The 14,456-nt window shown below is 68.0% G+C and carries 29 protein-coding genes; 11 read left to right on the top strand and 18 right to left on the bottom strand.

Annotation, left to right across the window (positions count from 1 at the left end):
- The first annotated feature begins 31 nt into the window (after positions 1 to 31).
- From NBY65_RS33600 to NBY65_RS33550, 11 genes are all read left to right on the top strand, one after another.
- Positions 32 to 328 carry a phage holin family protein gene (locus tag NBY65_RS33600; protein WP_150043244.1) on the top strand — a complete coding sequence of 99 codons (297 nt, stop codon included), beginning with the start codon at positions 32 to 34 and terminating at the stop codon, positions 326 to 328.
- The gene (locus tag NBY65_RS33595; RefSeq protein WP_150043243.1) at positions 325 to 1,428 is read left to right on the top strand and encodes a hypothetical protein; all 1,104 of its coding nucleotides are present in this window, start codon (positions 325 to 327) and stop codon (positions 1,426 to 1,428) included. The genes NBY65_RS33600 and NBY65_RS33595 overlap by 4 nt, the downstream gene beginning before the upstream one ends.
- Positions 1,409 to 1,618 (top strand): hypothetical protein, encoded by a 210-nt coding sequence (locus NBY65_RS33590; protein WP_150043241.1) that lies wholly within the window; start codon positions 1,409 to 1,411, stop codon positions 1,616 to 1,618. The genes NBY65_RS33595 and NBY65_RS33590 overlap by 20 nt, the downstream gene beginning before the upstream one ends.
- Positions 1,615 to 2,193, top strand: coding sequence for a hypothetical protein (locus NBY65_RS33585; RefSeq protein WP_150043239.1), 579 nt, complete (start codon positions 1,615 to 1,617; stop codon positions 2,191 to 2,193). Before NBY65_RS33590 ends, NBY65_RS33585 begins: the two co-directional genes overlap by 4 nt.
- Positions 2,166 to 2,555 (top strand): DUF1937 family protein, encoded by a 390-nt coding sequence (locus tag NBY65_RS33580; RefSeq protein WP_150043237.1) that lies wholly within the window; start codon positions 2,166 to 2,168, stop codon positions 2,553 to 2,555. Before NBY65_RS33585 ends, NBY65_RS33580 begins: the two co-directional genes overlap by 28 nt.
- A complete protein-coding gene (locus tag NBY65_RS33575; protein ID WP_162530754.1) occupies positions 2,552 to 3,079 on the top strand; it encodes a glycoside hydrolase family 108 protein in 528 nt (175 codons plus the stop codon). Before NBY65_RS33580 ends, NBY65_RS33575 begins: the two co-directional genes overlap by 4 nt.
- 43 nt (positions 3,080 to 3,122) lie before the next feature.
- Positions 3,123 to 3,380 (top strand): hypothetical protein, encoded by a 258-nt coding sequence (locus NBY65_RS33570; RefSeq protein ID WP_150043233.1) that lies wholly within the window; start codon positions 3,123 to 3,125, stop codon positions 3,378 to 3,380.
- On the top strand, positions 3,377 to 3,772 hold the full coding sequence (locus tag NBY65_RS33565) for a DUF6527 family protein (RefSeq protein WP_239002980.1): 396 nt from the start codon (positions 3,377 to 3,379) through the stop codon (positions 3,770 to 3,772). The genes NBY65_RS33570 and NBY65_RS33565 overlap by 4 nt, the downstream gene beginning before the upstream one ends.
- Entirely contained in the window at positions 3,769 to 4,194 is a 426-nt protein-coding gene (locus NBY65_RS33560) for a hypothetical protein (protein WP_150043231.1), read from the top strand. Before NBY65_RS33565 ends, NBY65_RS33560 begins: the two co-directional genes overlap by 4 nt.
- A 102-nt stretch (positions 4,195 to 4,296) precedes the next feature.
- Entirely contained in the window at positions 4,297 to 4,728 is a 432-nt protein-coding gene (locus NBY65_RS33555; RefSeq protein ID WP_150043229.1) for a lipoprotein, read from the top strand.
- A gap of 408 nt (positions 4,729 to 5,136) precedes the next feature.
- Positions 5,137 to 6,057 (top strand): replication protein RepA, encoded by a 921-nt coding sequence (locus NBY65_RS33550; protein ID WP_150043227.1) that lies wholly within the window; start codon positions 5,137 to 5,139, stop codon positions 6,055 to 6,057.
- A 364-nt stretch (positions 6,058 to 6,421) separates the two neighbouring features.
- Here the strand turns inward: NBY65_RS33550 and NBY65_RS33545 are convergent, their stop codons facing one another.
- The 18 genes from NBY65_RS33545 to NBY65_RS33460 form a co-directional block, all read right to left on the bottom strand.
- Positions 6,422 to 7,066 (bottom strand): ParA family protein, encoded by a 645-nt coding sequence (locus NBY65_RS33545; RefSeq protein WP_150043225.1) that lies wholly within the window; start codon positions 7,064 to 7,066, stop codon positions 6,422 to 6,424.
- A 411-nt stretch (positions 7,067 to 7,477) separates the two neighbouring features.
- Positions 7,478 to 7,678: a hypothetical protein gene (locus tag NBY65_RS33540; protein WP_150043224.1), complete on the bottom strand. Its 201-nt coding sequence runs from the start codon at positions 7,676 to 7,678 to the stop codon at positions 7,478 to 7,480.
- Positions 7,671 to 7,895: a hypothetical protein gene (locus NBY65_RS33535; RefSeq protein ID WP_150043223.1), complete on the bottom strand. Its 225-nt coding sequence runs from the start codon at positions 7,893 to 7,895 to the stop codon at positions 7,671 to 7,673. The genes NBY65_RS33540 and NBY65_RS33535 overlap by 8 nt, the downstream gene beginning before the upstream one ends.
- Positions 7,895 to 8,188, bottom strand: coding sequence for a hypothetical protein (locus NBY65_RS33530; RefSeq protein ID WP_150043222.1), 294 nt, complete (start codon positions 8,186 to 8,188; stop codon positions 7,895 to 7,897). The genes NBY65_RS33535 and NBY65_RS33530 overlap by 1 nt, the downstream gene beginning before the upstream one ends.
- Positions 8,181 to 8,468 (bottom strand): hypothetical protein, encoded by a 288-nt coding sequence (locus NBY65_RS33525; RefSeq protein WP_150043221.1) that lies wholly within the window; start codon positions 8,466 to 8,468, stop codon positions 8,181 to 8,183. Before NBY65_RS33525 ends, NBY65_RS33530 begins: the two co-directional genes overlap by 8 nt.
- On the bottom strand, positions 8,461 to 8,994 hold the full coding sequence (locus NBY65_RS33520) for a hypothetical protein (protein ID WP_150043220.1): 534 nt from the start codon (positions 8,992 to 8,994) through the stop codon (positions 8,461 to 8,463). Before NBY65_RS33520 ends, NBY65_RS33525 begins: the two co-directional genes overlap by 8 nt.
- Positions 8,991 to 9,164, bottom strand: coding sequence for a hypothetical protein (locus tag NBY65_RS33515; protein ID WP_162530753.1), 174 nt, complete (start codon positions 9,162 to 9,164; stop codon positions 8,991 to 8,993). Before NBY65_RS33515 ends, NBY65_RS33520 begins: the two co-directional genes overlap by 4 nt.
- Positions 9,157 to 9,387, bottom strand: coding sequence for a hypothetical protein (locus NBY65_RS33510; RefSeq protein WP_150043219.1), 231 nt, complete (start codon positions 9,385 to 9,387; stop codon positions 9,157 to 9,159). The genes NBY65_RS33515 and NBY65_RS33510 overlap by 8 nt, the downstream gene beginning before the upstream one ends.
- Positions 9,384 to 9,599: a hypothetical protein gene (locus tag NBY65_RS33505; protein ID WP_150043218.1), complete on the bottom strand. Its 216-nt coding sequence runs from the start codon at positions 9,597 to 9,599 to the stop codon at positions 9,384 to 9,386. Before NBY65_RS33505 ends, NBY65_RS33510 begins: the two co-directional genes overlap by 4 nt.
- Positions 9,592 to 9,945: a hypothetical protein gene (locus tag NBY65_RS33500; protein WP_150043217.1), complete on the bottom strand. Its 354-nt coding sequence runs from the start codon at positions 9,943 to 9,945 to the stop codon at positions 9,592 to 9,594. The genes NBY65_RS33505 and NBY65_RS33500 overlap by 8 nt, the downstream gene beginning before the upstream one ends.
- Entirely contained in the window at positions 9,942 to 10,532 is a 591-nt protein-coding gene (locus tag NBY65_RS33495) for a hypothetical protein (protein ID WP_150043216.1), read from the bottom strand. The genes NBY65_RS33500 and NBY65_RS33495 overlap by 4 nt, the downstream gene beginning before the upstream one ends.
- The gene (locus NBY65_RS33490; protein WP_150043215.1) at positions 10,529 to 11,239 is read right to left on the bottom strand and encodes a hypothetical protein; all 711 of its coding nucleotides are present in this window, start codon (positions 11,237 to 11,239) and stop codon (positions 10,529 to 10,531) included. Before NBY65_RS33490 ends, NBY65_RS33495 begins: the two co-directional genes overlap by 4 nt.
- Entirely contained in the window at positions 11,223 to 11,549 is a 327-nt protein-coding gene (locus NBY65_RS33485) for a hypothetical protein (RefSeq protein ID WP_250266069.1), read from the bottom strand. Before NBY65_RS33485 ends, NBY65_RS33490 begins: the two co-directional genes overlap by 17 nt.
- Positions 11,546 to 12,436 (bottom strand): PD-(D/E)XK nuclease-like domain-containing protein, encoded by an 891-nt coding sequence (locus tag NBY65_RS33480; protein WP_150043353.1) that lies wholly within the window; start codon positions 12,434 to 12,436, stop codon positions 11,546 to 11,548. Before NBY65_RS33480 ends, NBY65_RS33485 begins: the two co-directional genes overlap by 4 nt.
- Position 12,437: 1 nt before the next feature.
- Positions 12,438 to 13,643, bottom strand: coding sequence for a hypothetical protein (locus tag NBY65_RS33475; RefSeq protein ID WP_150043351.1), 1,206 nt, complete (start codon positions 13,641 to 13,643; stop codon positions 12,438 to 12,440).
- Positions 13,643 to 13,837 carry a hypothetical protein gene (locus NBY65_RS33470; protein ID WP_150043349.1) on the bottom strand — a complete coding sequence of 65 codons (195 nt, stop codon included), beginning with the start codon at positions 13,835 to 13,837 and terminating at the stop codon, positions 13,643 to 13,645. Before NBY65_RS33470 ends, NBY65_RS33475 begins: the two co-directional genes overlap by 1 nt.
- Positions 13,834 to 14,199: a hypothetical protein gene (locus tag NBY65_RS33465; RefSeq protein WP_150043347.1), complete on the bottom strand. Its 366-nt coding sequence runs from the start codon at positions 14,197 to 14,199 to the stop codon at positions 13,834 to 13,836. The genes NBY65_RS33470 and NBY65_RS33465 overlap by 4 nt, the downstream gene beginning before the upstream one ends.
- Positions 14,196 to 14,456, bottom strand: coding sequence for a hypothetical protein (locus NBY65_RS33460; protein ID WP_150043345.1), 261 nt, complete (start codon positions 14,454 to 14,456; stop codon positions 14,196 to 14,198). The genes NBY65_RS33465 and NBY65_RS33460 overlap by 4 nt, the downstream gene beginning before the upstream one ends.

Genomic DNA, 14,456 nt, shown 5'->3' with positions numbered 1-14,456 from the left:
TGGTGGCCGCTCCCCTCACAAGGAAATCGATATGGACGACCAGACGTGGCGCGACATCGCGCACACGGCGGCGACGGCTGGCGGCCTGGGGTTGCTCGGCCGGCTCCTGGCCTTGGCTGCGCACCGGCGCCCCCTCGGGTGGAGCCTGCTGTGGGAGGTGCCGACAGCAATCGGAATGGGGTGGATCGGCCAGGGGCTCGGTGAATGGTTGGGGCTGCTCGGGTTCCCGCGGTTCGCCCTGATCATCAGCATCTCCTATGTTGGCCCGCGCCTGATTGATGCGGCGGTGGTGGCCGTCCAGGCTCGGATCGCGGGGCGGGTGCTGTGACGGACGACGTGCAGCGCGCGGCCGGCCTCCACAAGCTGGCCGTTGCGGAAGGTGCTGTCCCCATGGGGCAGCACGTCTGCACCGGGCGCCGATCGGCAGTCTGGGAAGTCGCGGAGCGGGCAGGGTGGACGCGCAACGTCGCGCTCGCCCGGCTGCGGGAGGCGGAGAGACAGGGGCTGCTGTCGCCCCCTCCGGCTGACTTCGAGGTGCCGGACCTGCCGGACGAAAACCCGGATGTGGACGCGCTGATCGAGGCGCGCACCGCGGCCTTCCGGCGCAAGCAGGTGTCCCGTGAGGCGCGACGGCTGATCCCCGTGACGGTCCGGCTGGATGGGCCGATCGGGATCCTCCACATGGGAGATCCCCATGTTGACGATGACGGGTGCGACTGGCCTCGGCTTCGCCGGCATGTCGACTTGGCCCAGACCACGAAGGGCCTATTGGCCGGCAATGCCGGCGACATGACGAACAACTGGGTGGGCAGGCTGGCCCGCCTCTACGCCGCGCAGTCCACCACGGCGGCGCAGGCGTGGAAGCTGGCCGAGTGGTTCATCGGCGCCGTCCCTTGGCTCTACCTGATCGGGGGAAATCATGACGCCTGGAGCGGCGACGGCGACCCGGTGAAGTGGATGGCCAAGCAAGCCGGCGTTCCCTACGAGACGCACGGCGCACGGCTCGCCCTGCATCTTCCAAACGGGCGCGAGATCAGGGTGAACGCGCGGCATGATTTCCGCGGTGCGTCGCAATGGAACCCGGCGCATGGGCCCGGGAAGGCGGCGCAGCTCGGGCCGCCCGACCACATCTTCGTCTGCGGGCACAAGCACGTCTTCGGGCAGGGCTGGCACCGGCAGCCGAACGGCGTGTGGTCCTGCGCGCTGCGGGTGGGCACCTACAAGGTGTTCGACGGCTACGCCGATGCCCTCGGCTTCCCGGAGCACAACCTGCCAGCCGTCGTCACCCTGATCTTCCCCGACGCAGACGAGGAAGGGCTGATCGAGGTGGTCAAGGATCCGGAGCGCGCGGCCGAGTTCCTGACATGGGCTCGGGCGCGGCATGCCGCCGGCAAAACGGTGCGGCCCTGTGAAGCGAAAGCCGCGTGATGCCCTGCCGCCGCTGGCCTCTGGGCCGATAGCGGACGGGGCGCGGGCGGCGCTTGAAGCGCTGCTCGCCGAGGGCGTCAACGCGGCGCTGATCAAGGTGGAAACCAGAGACGGCCGGACGCTGCAGCGTGTGGTCCCTGACCTCGGCTGCATCGCGACCGGGCTCGAAATGGCGGAGGTGGACGAATGAAGCTGATCCTGCTGAACGGGCCGCCCCGGGCGGGGAAGGACACTGCGGCCTCGGCCATCCTCGCGCGCATGACCGGCGCGGTCCGGCTCGGGATGTCCTACCACCTGAAGGAGGCCACGCACGCGGCCTATGGCATGCCGGGCCGGCCGCACGACGCCTATGAGGCGGTGAAGGACGTGCCCAATGCGGACTTCTTCGGGCAGACGCCGCGCGCCGCCTACATCGCGCACTCGGAACGCTACATGAAGCCGCTGCACGGCGCCGATGTGTTCGGGCGCATCTTCGTGCGGCGGGCACTGGCGCTGAACGTGCAGACGATCGTGGCGCCGGATGCCGGCTTCGCCGATGAGTGGACGCCGGTCATTGCCGAGTTCGGCGCCGGGAACATGCTGCTGATCCGCGTCCACGCGGAGGGGAGGGGGCGCACCTTCGCCGGCGACAGCCGCAGCTTCATCAGCCTGCCGGGCGTGGTGACGGTGGACTTGCACAACGACGGGGACCGGTCGGTCTTCGAGCGCCAGGCGGTGCATGCTGTCCTCGACTGGGCATGGGCAGGGGAGGCACTGGCCGCGTGAGCTACTGGTATATCTGTTCGCCCTACACCCGCTATCCCATGGGGCGAGAAGCCGCATTCAGGATGGCCTGCCGGGTGACGGCGGCGCTGATCCGATGCGGGGTGCCGGTGCTGTCCCCGATCTGCCATTCGCATCCGATCGCCGAGCACGGGGATATCGATCCGACCGATGTGGAGCTGTGGCTCCGGGCCGATGCGCCACTGATGGCGTCGGCGCGAGGGCTGATCGTGGTCAAGGCGCCCGGGTGGCGCCAGTCGGTCGGGATCGCGGCCGAGATCGCCGACTTCACCCAGGCCGGCAAGCCGATCGTGTTCATGAGCGTGCGGGAACCGCTGGTCATCCCGCGGGAGGTGCTTCCGTGAGTTTGGACCGCTTCAACGTGTGCCTCCCCTTCGTGCTGCGTGAGGAGGGGGGATACAGCAACGATCCGCGGGACCCCGGCGGCGCGACCAACCTGGGCATCACCATTGCCACGCTGACGCGCTGGCGCGGCAGGTCGTGCACACCGGCAGATGTGCGGGCGCTGACCCGAGACGAGGCGGCGGAAATCTACCATGCGCAGTATTGGAACGCCCTGCGCTGCGGCGACTTGCGGCCCGGCCTCGACCTGTTGGCGTTCGATGCGGCGGTGAACCCAGGGCAGGGATGGGCCGCGCGCGAGCTGCAGCGGCAGGTCGGCGCCGAGGTGGACGGCCTGGTGGGACCAATGACCGTGCTGGCCGCACGCGGCGCGGACACGCGTGCCATCATCAACGGCATGTCGGTCGCGCGGGCGGCCTATTACCGGAGCCGGCCGGGCTTCCGGACCTACGGCAACGGCTGGCTCGGGCGCACCGACCGGTGCCGCGATGCTGCGCTGGCCGCTCTCACGCTCGTGGCGGCCTGATCCCGCCGCCTGCGGGCGGCTCCCCGAAAATCTGGAGTCTTGCATGACATCCGTGCTGCAGAAGCTGCGCGCGCGTCTCGCCGCCGTGGATTGGGTCGCAGTTGCCCGATGGGTTGCCGCCAAGTCCGCTGAGCGCACAACGCGGGGCGGCGCGCTCGGCCTGCTCGCCTTGGCGCTCGGTGTGTCCATCTCGCCCGAGCGTCTGGACGCCATTGCCTCGCTGATTGGCCTGGCGGCGTCGCTGTGGCTGGTGGTGATGCGCGAGCGCCCGCCCGGGCCGCCGCCGGGAGGGCAGCCATGAGCCGGCTGTCAGCCAAGCTGCGTGAGCTCAGTAGCCAGCATGGCCGCATGCTCGGGTTCTGGTGTCCCGGCTGCCAGGAAACGCACGCCGTCACTGTCGATGGCCCGAATGCGAACGGCGCGCGGTGGTCCTGGGATGGCAACGCCGACGCGCCGACGTTCTCGCCGTCGGTGCTGGTTACCAGCGGGCACTACGTCTCGAGCCACAAGCCTGGTGATTCGTGCTGGTGCAATTACGAGGCCCGGCTCGGACGCAAGGCGCCGTTCCTGTGCCATCGCTGCCACAGCTTTGTCCGTGCCGGCCGGATCGAGTTCCTCAGCGACTGCACGCACTCGCTCGCCGGGCGGACCGTGGACCTACCCGACTGGCCGGCGGCGGAGGATGTGGAATGATCACCGCCCTGCTCTCGCTGCTGTCCGGGACGGCCGGCCGCTACGTGGCGATCGGCCTCGCCGTGGTGGCGGTGATCGGGGCGGCATGGGGCGCGGTGGCGCTCCATGACCGCGATGTCCGGGCGGCGTTGGTCGCCCAGCAACAGGCCGCGCAGGTCGCCGCCGATTTGGCGCAGCAACGCCGCGTGACGGCTGCCCTCGGCACCGCGCTGGCCGCGGCCAACGCGCGGGCGGCGGAGACGGCCGACATCAAAGAGGCAATCGACCATGCAACTGCGACCGATGGCTGCGCTCAGTCTCCTGCTATGCGCGCTCTCCTTGACGGCCTGCGCAAGCGGGCCAGCACCAGCGCCGCGGGCACAGATTCCCGCGGCGCTGCTGACGTGCGCGGCCGAGCCAGCACCGCCGGCAACGGCCAGTGACCAGGCCCTGGCACGGTGGATCGTGGATCTGTCCAGCGCCGGGGCGGAGTGCCGGGATCACCTGGCGCGGGTGCGGTCCCTGGTGGCCAGCGAGGTGACGCCATGACCCGTCCGTTGTTCACCCTGGTGGCCGTCCTGCTGCTCACCGGCTGCGCTGCCCGGCAGGCGCGCGAGGCCCGGACCTGGGCAGTCGGGCGCACGCTGGCGGAACTGCAATCCTGCATGGGCGTGCCGGACCGGACCGCGCCACTGCCGGACGGCGGATTGGTGGCCCAATGGGGCCGGTCCGAGGCTGCGACATCCGCGTCCCTGCCGTTGTTCGCCGATTTGGCGCTGCTCCCGGTTACCTGGCCGATCTCGCTCGCCAGCGCGGGCTCGGTATCGGTGGGGTCTGCGGCCTCCTGCCGGGCGATCGCCACGGTTCGGGGCGGCCGAGTCGAGTCTCTCCGCTATGCCGGGGACAGCGATGGGGTCAGCGGGAGGGATGCGGTGTGCGCACCAGTGGTGCGCGGCTGCGTGCGGGCGGATCGGTGAAGGATGTGTGGCCCCGGGGATCGCTCCCCGGGGTCTTTTTTGATTCTGGCGCTGGCTGGCTTCGGTCTGGGGGAGGGCAGTTATCGCGTGATCGCAGCGTCAGGAGACTCGCGGTTTTCCTCCGTTTTTTCGAATTGTGGCAGCGTATCATCTTTCATGGGAATCGGAGGTTATCACGTGTGAGGCCGGGAAATGGGATATCCACAGGCCGGTGTGGAGTCTGGGGGCGCTTGTGTGGAGTCTGGGGGCGCTGTGGATAACTCTGGCTGTGGAGATTCAATGCCTTACAAAGTTATCCCGTGGAGTCTATGGGCGCAGAACTAATATAAGAATCTAATATCTTCCAAATAGCTTGCGCCCCCAGACTCCACATTGACCGGCGGCAATGGATACCGCCATGGTCGCCCCATGGGCACCGTCCACCAGTTGATCCTGCGCGATGGCATTGAAGTGGCTCGTCAGCAGGCGGTCACCAAGCACGACCGCTCCGTGGTTGAGGCAGCGTATCAGGTGCTTGGGGATGACGCTGACCGGGTCGGATTCACGTATTCAGGGTTCGCCCTCACTTCTTTGCCCCACAAGCCCGTGGATGGCCTTCTGTGGCGTCGGGAGAGCGCCGGCCTTACCCTCATGCTGGAAGCCGGTCATGACCGCGCTGGCAGCGCTGTAGGGCTGCCATACGGCTCATATGCCCGGTTCATCCTGCTATTCCTCCAAAGCCAAGCCGTTAAGAGCCAGTCGCGGGATATCGAGCTTGGCCGCTCCATGCGCCAATGGCTTGAAACGATGGGACTCTCAATCGGAGGAACGACCTACCGGCTGGTGAACGAGCAGGCCCGGCGCATCTCATGGTGCCGGCTGACCTTCTACGCCGATCGCGCGGGCCGAGAAATCATGCGGCATGGCGGGTTCGTGGACGGGGCGATATCGCTGACGGCCGATGAGGGACCGCAAGGAGCGCTATGGCAAGAGCGCGTTCTGCTCAACGAGCAATTCTATCAGGCGTTGGTTTCCCACCCCGTCCCAGTCAGCGAAACGGCGCTGCAAGCAATCGGTGCGCGCTCTCTCGTGCTCGACGTGTATGTGTGGCTTGCCTACAGGCTGCACGCGCTCAAGGGTGATGTGTCGGTGAGCTGGTCTGCCCTGCATGCGCAATTCGGTGGTGGATTTACCCGCCTACGGCGCTTCCGATCGCACTTCCTGGAATCCCTGCAACTCGCCCTGGCCGCCTACCCTGATGCACGGGTAAGCGCCTCTGAAACCGGCCTCGTGCTCCATCCGTCAAAACCGCCTGTTCCTCCCCGCTTGATCGCCGCCAAGCGCCCATAGACTCCACACCTACGGGTGGTGTTGGCGGTAGAACTCCACGATCTCTTCCAATAGGTTCTGGATCGGCATCCGGCGCACGAAGGCGCGCACGCGGATCCATTCCTGCAGCTCCGGAGGCAGCCGGGCGCTCACTGAGACGCGAGGGGCCTGCTGCGGTGGCTCCCTCACCAACTGCGGCGCCGATGATGGAACCTGCTTTGGAGCCGATCTGCGCGGCGCAGGCGGCGGGGATGGTTCTGGCGCGGTTGCGGGGGCGGCCTGTGCCTCCGTGGGCTCTGCCGCAGCCTCTTCGGGTGCCGGCGTGGGCGGTGGCGTGACCGGAGCGGCCTCCCCCTTCTTCACCGGTACCAGACCGGCGGTCAGCCTAGCCGGCGGCTGCGACATGACGCATCTCCCTCCCTGCCATTGCTCCCGCCAGGAACGCCCATAGCTCGGAGATTTCACGGGCTGCCTCCCCCCGTGGCTCCACCTCCCCTGCCGTCCGTCCATCAATCATGGCATTGACGTAGGCCACCCGGTTGAACAGGAGGCCGGGGGCGACCGGCCCATGCTCGCTGAGCGCCGCTCTTGCGTCTTCGTTCAGCCGGGCGCGCTGGATGCACATGTTGACCACGAACAGCATCTGCCGACCTTCCGCGCGAACCAAATCAACCGTCGCGCCAACGGCGCGCAGATCCTGCGGACTCGGTTTTGCCGGCACGAGCACCAGGTCTGCGACGGCGATTGTGGCGGCGATCGAGGCGGTAATGGCCGGCGGGGTGTCGATGATCACCGCTCCGAAGCCGGCAGCCTGCAGACCGTCCAGGGCGGATTGGAGAGGCCCGTCCACCCTGAAAAAAGAGGGCGTCTCGGCGGCGCGGGCATTCCACCAGCCCGCCAATCCGCCCTGCGGGTCGGTGTCTATCAGCGCGGTGCGCGTGCCATTGCGGTCAGCATGGACAGCCAGATGCGCAGCAAGCGTGGTCTTTCCCACGCCACCTTTCTGGCTTGCGACGACAATCACATGCATGCAGCATCTCCAACGCGCTAGCGCGCGATGCAGATGCACAGCATGAAGGCGGGCAGACCGTCAACAACTCTTTCTTCCCCGCCTTCCCACTAGCCGCTCGGCTATCCAGCTTGCTCACATGTGAGCAAGCTCACATGCTCACATTCACGCTCGCCAGCGTGATGGCCTGCTACAGCGCTTGCGTGCCCGTAAGCCATCTCGCTCAGTAGCTCACCTTGTCCCTGTGGATGCTGTGAGCGGCGCCCCCATTGAGACAGTTTCTCCGCAGCGCGCCGCATCAGTTCCCGGTCCCGGCGGAGCATGGCGCCCCATCCGCCCCTCGCGGTGACGGGCTTCGCGGCCTCTCGGGCGAGTTCCCGCACCAGCTCGGCAAGTGGATCCGGCCGCCACCCGAGGCGGTGGATCTTGCTGTCACTGGCCATCCCTGGCCTCCCAGCACCGTGCCCGCATCGCGGGATAGACATACATCATGGGCCGCTCATTCCCGGCGGCGTCGGTGACCGTGCCGTTCCGGACGCAGCCGTTGTCGATCGGGGTGAAGTGCCGGCATGTCAGGCACCGGCCGCGATCGCCGGCGCCGGGGGCGAGTAGGGGCGCCTGCTGCTCAGGCATGGGGCGCCTCCGGGAGCGGCATCCGGCGGATGTGGGCGGCATGCGCGGCGTGGCTGGCAGCGGCCCATGCGAACCGGGCGCGGTCCTCGGCGGTCATGCACATGTTCGGACGCGGGGCGCCGAACCATCGCGCCTGCTCGGCGTGCCACGCAGCGATCGCCTCCTGCATCGCCATGGCGCCGGCCTGCCAGTCGGTTGCTTGCTGGTAACCCGCCATCATCGCCCTCCGATCACCACCATGCGGCCGGCGGCAACCTCTCGGTCCCGGCACTTCCGGCGCCGCTCATCTGCGGCGGCTTTCGCCGCGACCTTCGCCTCAGCCTGTTCAGCGAGTTCGACCAGCGATCGCGCGAGCGCGCGGGCTTGGTCCGTGGTCAGGTCCGTGCTGGCGTCGATCTTCGCGCTGTCGTTCCCAAAGCCGCGGCATCGCAATTGGACGCCGACCGCAACGTGGCCGTCCTTGAAGGACTTCTTCGCGACCACGGGAGCGGTCGTTTGCTGGTCAGCCATGGGCCGCCTCCCTGATCTGCGACAGGCGCGTCATGAGCGTCCACGCCAGCAGCCCCGCGAGTGCCTTTTCCTCGATATGGCACTTCAGAATTGTGCTGCCGTCCGGCTGCCGCTCGCCGGGCAGCGCGGCGACGATCTCGGTTGCCTCCATGGCGTCGGCCAGAGAGATGCCGGACAGGTCCGGCACGGGACCGCACGTGATCTGCTCCCGCACCATCCAGGCGGTGACGAGGGCGTCGTTGATCTCGCGGGCGCGGTCGGTGGTCATGGGGTCAGGCATTGGCCCCACCCTCCGCCGGCGCCTTGGCGGCCCGGTCAAGCCGTTCGATTTCGGCGACAATCAGGGCGGCTGCGCGCACCATGTCGCGCCGGCGGTCCTTTGGCTTCCACCACGAGCTGTCCCACGGCCACAGATCGCGAGCCAAGAAGCGCACACGGTCGGCAAGCGTCGCCTCGCCGATGGCGCTACGCAGGCCGTACAGCACGTAGCAAGCTGCCGCACCGGCCAACTCGCCACGGCGGTGCGCATCGTCGTGCGCCGGCGCCCAGCCTTCCGCCTCGACCTGTCGTCGACGTTCGGCTGCGATCTCGGCGATGACGGCAGAATCCGCCGGGGTGGCAGTATGTGCAGAATCTGCACGAACTGGCGCCAAGGCGGCGAGCACCGCATCGGCGATCTCTCGCGCCAGCGAATTGCGCCATTCGACGCGAGCGTTGAGGGTCATGGAATCCGTCGCAGCAGGGGTGACGCAATGCTCCCCGAGCACTATGCGCACCTCCCGGGCGATCGTGTCGCGGAGGGTCATTTCTGCACCTCGATCTTGTGCCCCGCGCGCGCCGCCGCGAGGCAGAACCGGAAGAATTGCCACAGGCCCATGAACTCCACGCGCCCGCTCGGGGCCGTCACCAGCGCCTCGCCGTTGCTGCCGGCGCGGGCGGTGAAGGTCTCGGTCGTTAAGGGAAGGGGGTCACTCATAGCCGCACGCCTCCATCGCCTCGCGCCATGTGATGTCCCGCGTGTTCGCGGTCTCCGCCACCAGCTTATCGGCCGCCAGAAACTCGCGACCGGCATCCGTGCGCAGCCACGCATCAAGCGCTTGATTTGCGGCATCTCTCTCCGTCTGTGTGCTATCGTCCGTGATGCCGGCCCAAAAGTCCGGCATCTGCGGGAAGCGTTTGTTCGTTTGTGGAGTGGTCATGCGCGTCGCTCCATGAACTGGCGCCGCCACGTGCTGAACCGCATCGGACGAATGTCCGTCGCATCGTCGCACTGGCCGGATTCAATCGGGTGCTCGCGTGACCACTCGGTGCCGGTATCGGGATTGTAAAAGCTGTATCCCCGCGTGTTCCCGCTGTAGCCGCAGAGGCCCATGTTGGTCTCGCGCCGATCAATCAATGAGCGCTCAACCACGGCTCGCCTCCCACGCCGCGAGGGCGACCCGCAACGGGTTGTCAGACGCCATATCGAAAGCAGCAATCACCGTCCGCGCCGCCTCTGCCATCCGCTCGGCCATGGCGATGCGGGCACGCATGGCATCGCGCTCGATCTCGGCCTGTTCCTGGGCTTTCAGGGCAAGAGCGGTCCCGCTGCACCAGTCGTCACGCTCCCGCGTCAGCCGCTCCACATCCGCCTGGAGGCGCTGGTTCTCGGCGCGGAGCCGGTCAAGCCCAGCCCGGACCAGGGCGATCCGCTCAGCGGCGGATTTGAGAGGGTTGGCCCCCGCTGCTGCGGGAGCCGTGTGCTCGGTAGTGGTCATGCCGCGATCCTCGCATCGATGTTCTGGCGCTCGACGGTGAACGTCAGCGCGGCGACCTCGGGGTTGCTGTCCCACGCGCCGGCGCCGTGCAGGCGGTCCCAGAGGTCGCGGTACTCAGCAACTGGATCGGTCGGCTCGGCGGAGCCGCAGGCGTGCAATCCGGCGCTGTCACTGACGGGGCAGTAACGCTCTGGCTCTATCCCCTCCGCCAGCGCATCGGCATCGGTGATGTCGTGTAGCCGCTGCACGCGCACGTCGGTGACGGTCAGGGTGAGGCGCGAGGCCCAGCGCGGCATGTGGATCGAAGGCAACCCGCCGCCGCTTCTCCACCAAGGGGCCAGATTGAACCCAGCGTCGTTGACGACATCGCCATTATCAGCCGCATAGGCGGCCACGATGGCGTTCGTCGGTTCCCCGGTCAGGAAGTTCGCCATCGGGCGCTGCAACAGGTTCTCCCGCACCCACAGACGGTCCCCGGGCACGCACCGGGCCAGCGGGGAGGTCGCCAACCGTCTCGTCTGCGTCTTCCCCCCGTCGAGCAGCGCCTTGATCATGGGCGCGCTGAATATGATGGGACGGTCGGTCATGCGGCCTGCCTTTCGGCTTTGGCCGGCGCGTTCATCCATGCCGGCGCGCTGGCCTTCATGTCGGAGAACAGGGCGCGGTCTGCCTTCATCGGCATGATCAGCCCGAAGAAGTCGGTGCGCCCGCATTCGATCAGGGCCGGTTCGTGCTCCTGGCCGAGGTAGATGCTCATCGGCTTCCCAATCGGGGCGAAGCGGGACAGCAGTTCCGGATTGAAGGCGCCAGGATGTGCTGAAGGCTTGCGTTCGCGCGGCACGCACACGCGCCATTCCGTGAAGCTGTTCATGGTTCGCACGACGCCGCACCAGTTTGCGTCTCTCATGTCCGCCAGTTCGGCCGCTTCAGCGACGGACGCGGCTCCCGTGATCCACCCGAGGGCACGGCCGGGCACAGGTTCGTTTGCCGGCAAAGCGAAGAAGGGGAATGTCGGCTTGGCGTGCCGCCGTGTGCTGGTCTTCGAGCGTGCCCCGGCGATGCGCGCGGCCGGCGGCAGGCAGATGTTGACGGGCCGGTTCACCATGGCGTCGGGATCGTGGAACACAGCCATGGTCCATCCATCGGTGGCGACCAGGACGGCGCCGCCTTCCGCAGAAGGCTCGATCCACACACCTTGCAGGTAGACGCGCAATGAATCGGCGGACACGAAGCGGTGCGCCATCACCAGCAGGTCAGCGCGGACCATGACGTGAAAGTCAGGCTGCTCGGTCAAGGGTCATCTCCTGAGGAGCGATGATGATGGCTGCCCCCGCCAGAGGGGGGCAGCAGGTCTGGCAGCACCATCCCGGCCCGTAGCCGGGGGTGGCGTTGGGATCGGCGGCGAGGCGCCACCAGCGGCGCCCGTGGCAGACGATGCAGTGCTTGGCGCCATCCGGACGCCAGTTGATGGGCCAGGACGGCGGCAACGCATCGACGTTGGACAGGTAGCTGGCCCAGGTGGCGATGCTTTCGCGCAGGGCAGCCGCTATCTTGGACGACTGCCCAGGATCGCCCCGGCCAGTGGTGCGCGGCGCTTTGGTCATGCCGCCATCTTCCAATCGAGCTTCGCTTCCTCGGCCCGGATCATCCGGCCAACGCTGGCCTCGACGCGGTTGATCTCCTTTCCGTAGCCGGGCCAGTCGTTGTTCAGGAGACAGCGCGCCCAGGTGGCTGTTGCGCGGTGGACATCGGTGGTCGCCGCTTCGATCAGCGTCTGCTGCGCCTCGTAGACGGCGATGCAGAACGGTTCGTATGTCTCGATCGCGACGAAGCGGAAAGCTGTCGGCGCCTCCATCAGGCCGAGTTCCGCCAGGATGTTGCCGCCTGACCGATAAAACACATCCTGCGTTGCGTGCTCGCGCTCCAGGGTGCGGCTGAAGTCGGCCGGCGCCACGCTGGTGGAGGTGGTCTTGATGTCAAAAAACACACCGCCGGGGGCCAGTCGGTCGGCCATGGCCCGGCACCACAGCGGGCCGAGCTGCCACAGCAATGTCACCTCCGAACGTGCGTCGGGATCGAAGAACGGCTCACACGCCTCGATTTCCATCATCTGCTCGACCGCAGCATCCGCGCACTCGTGCAGCTCGGCCAGCCGGCGAGAGAGAACCGGGATGCGCCCGGCGGCCCGCGCTTCCGCCCGCGCGGCCTTGGCGCGCTGGCTGGTCCAGTTGTCGGCCGACACCTCGGTGATCGGCACGCCGGTCCCGAGGATCAGGCTGTGGAGGATCGAGCCATCCTCCATCGCGTCCGTCACCTTCTTCGGCTTGAAGTTCGGGGACAGGCGCGGGTGCGCGTATTGCACATGGCGCGGTGATTTCTGCAGCAGCATTTTGATGAGGCTGTTCGACAGGCTCGGTTCAGGAGCCGGATCAGCGTGGTAGTCGGCGGCCCGGAGCGAATACACTCCGGGCTCGGTGAGGCGGACGGCCATCTCAGTAACCGATGCTGACGTGCGGGATGGCGCTGCGGGCGATGGCCTCCACGATTGTCTTGGCCTGGTCCTCCGTCAGGCCGATCGGCAGGCCGAGCAGGGCCTGCAGGACGGCGCGGTTGATCCGGCCGCGGTGCCGTTTGTCGGCTGCCCGGCGCTCTTCCTCGGCCTTCCGGGCGGCTTCCTCGGCGGCGACCCGGCGGCGCTCGGCCTCGATCGCCTCCTGGCGCTCACGCTCCGCGCGGGCGGCAGCCTCCTGGCGTTCGCGCTCGGCCCGCACCTCTGCCTCGCGCCGGGCGGCTTCGGCGCGGGCGGCAGCTTCCTCGGCCTCCCGCTTCTGCTGCTCGATCGCCTCCCGCTCCGCAGCGGCCCGACGTTCGGCTGCCAGGCGCTCGGCCTCCGCCTTGGCTGCAGCCTCCCGGGCGGCGCGCTCGGCGGCTTCCTGGGCAATCCTGGCCTCGCGCTCGGCCCGCTCCTTGGCGGCCTTCGCGTCAGCCTCCGCGCGCGCCCGCGCCTCGTCCTCCAGCCGGCGGCGTTCGGCCTCGGCCCGGAGACGGGCCAGTTCGGCACGCTCGGCCTCGCGCTGGACAGCGGCGGTGTGCAGCGCCTGCAGCTTGTCCACCGTGTCGGCGCGGGCCTTGGCGGCCGGCTCGGCGAATTCCTCCCAATCCCTGGTTCCGACATCCTCGGCCTGGGGGATGCGCGCGGCGATCTCGGCGGTGGTTGGCTCGGCCATATCGAACTGGCCGAGGGCATAGATGGCCGCGATGGCGTCCTGGTGGCCCTGCTTGCGCTCTTCCTCGGCCCGTTCCCATTCGGTAACCGGCTGGCGGATGTCGGCCTTGAGGGTGTCGAACGCCGAGGTGATGCGGGTCCGGTCCGTGTTGACCACCTTGGTGCGTTCGCGCCAGCCGGCCGTCATGTCGAGGCCGAGCTTGTCCAAGCCCGTCTTCGTGCTCGCGATCTTGGCGGCGAGGCTGACGAGGGCGGCGCGGCCTTTGGTGGTGCCAGCGTCGGCCTTGGCGGCTTCGGCGCGAGCCCAACGCTCGACGGCGCCGATGATGACCATGGGGTTGCCGGGGGCGTAGACCACCTCTGCGGTCAAGGTCGGTAGCAGTTCGGATGGGTCGGTCGGAAGAACCAGTGGCGCCTGGCTGCCCGGCACGGTCAGAGCGAATGTCGGGGTGGATTCGGTAGCGTCGAGCATTATTCGCCCCTCCTGAACTTGTCCCACTGCTGATGCAGGCTGGTGTTGATCTCGGTCATCATCTCCGCCCGCACGGCGTCGAGATCGTCGCCGTCCTCAATGGCGACGGTTGCGCCGGCCTCCAGGCGGATTGAGTTGTAATTTCCGAGGTTGACGGTCTTCGCGACCGACACCCGGAGTTCGGTGATCTTCACCGGATGATTCCTTTCTGGCGGAGCGGCCCCGCGAGCCGCGTCATCGCCTCGGTCCAGAGTCGTGCGTCGGCCCGTTCCTGGCCGTATGTCGAGCGCGGCGCGGTTTGAATCTCGCCGTAGACCCGCAGCACCTTTGCGTGGGCGAGGCCGATCCGCCTGGACCGGTAGAGTTGGTCCAGAATGCGGATCACATCGTCCACCTCGCATGGGCGGGGCGTCTGGTCCTCCATTGTGGTGCCGTCCCGCCGGGCCACATGGGCAGCCATCGTCCACAGCCACGCCTCTTCGGCTGATGCGAACGGCACCGGCTGCGCCGCCCCTTTCGGGGCGGCATGGACGGGGAGGGCGGCCACGCTGGTCATGCTGCAGCCGGCGGCGTCGGATCGTTGCTGTGCATGCGGCCGAGCGGGCCGGGGCGGCGCCAGGGGAGAACATCAGCGCTGGTCGGCTTGGCGGTGACGCGCTCGATCGTCCGCGCGGCAGCGGCCTTCGACAGTTCGACGTTTCGGCGCTCCAGTTGCGCCACGGTAACAGCGGCGGCGTTCAGGCGTGCAGCGGTCAGCACATCGTGCCGGCTGACTGCATTCGCGCATGCGCGGATTTCGTCTGCGGTGCTCAT

Source organism: Rhodovastum atsumiense (assembly GCF_937425535.1).
Classification (GTDB): Bacteria; Pseudomonadota; Alphaproteobacteria; order Acetobacterales; family Acetobacteraceae; genus Rhodovastum; species Rhodovastum atsumiense.
The sequence above is the reverse complement of the archived record's forward strand: the minus strand, read 5'-3'. Positions and strand labels throughout refer to the sequence as shown.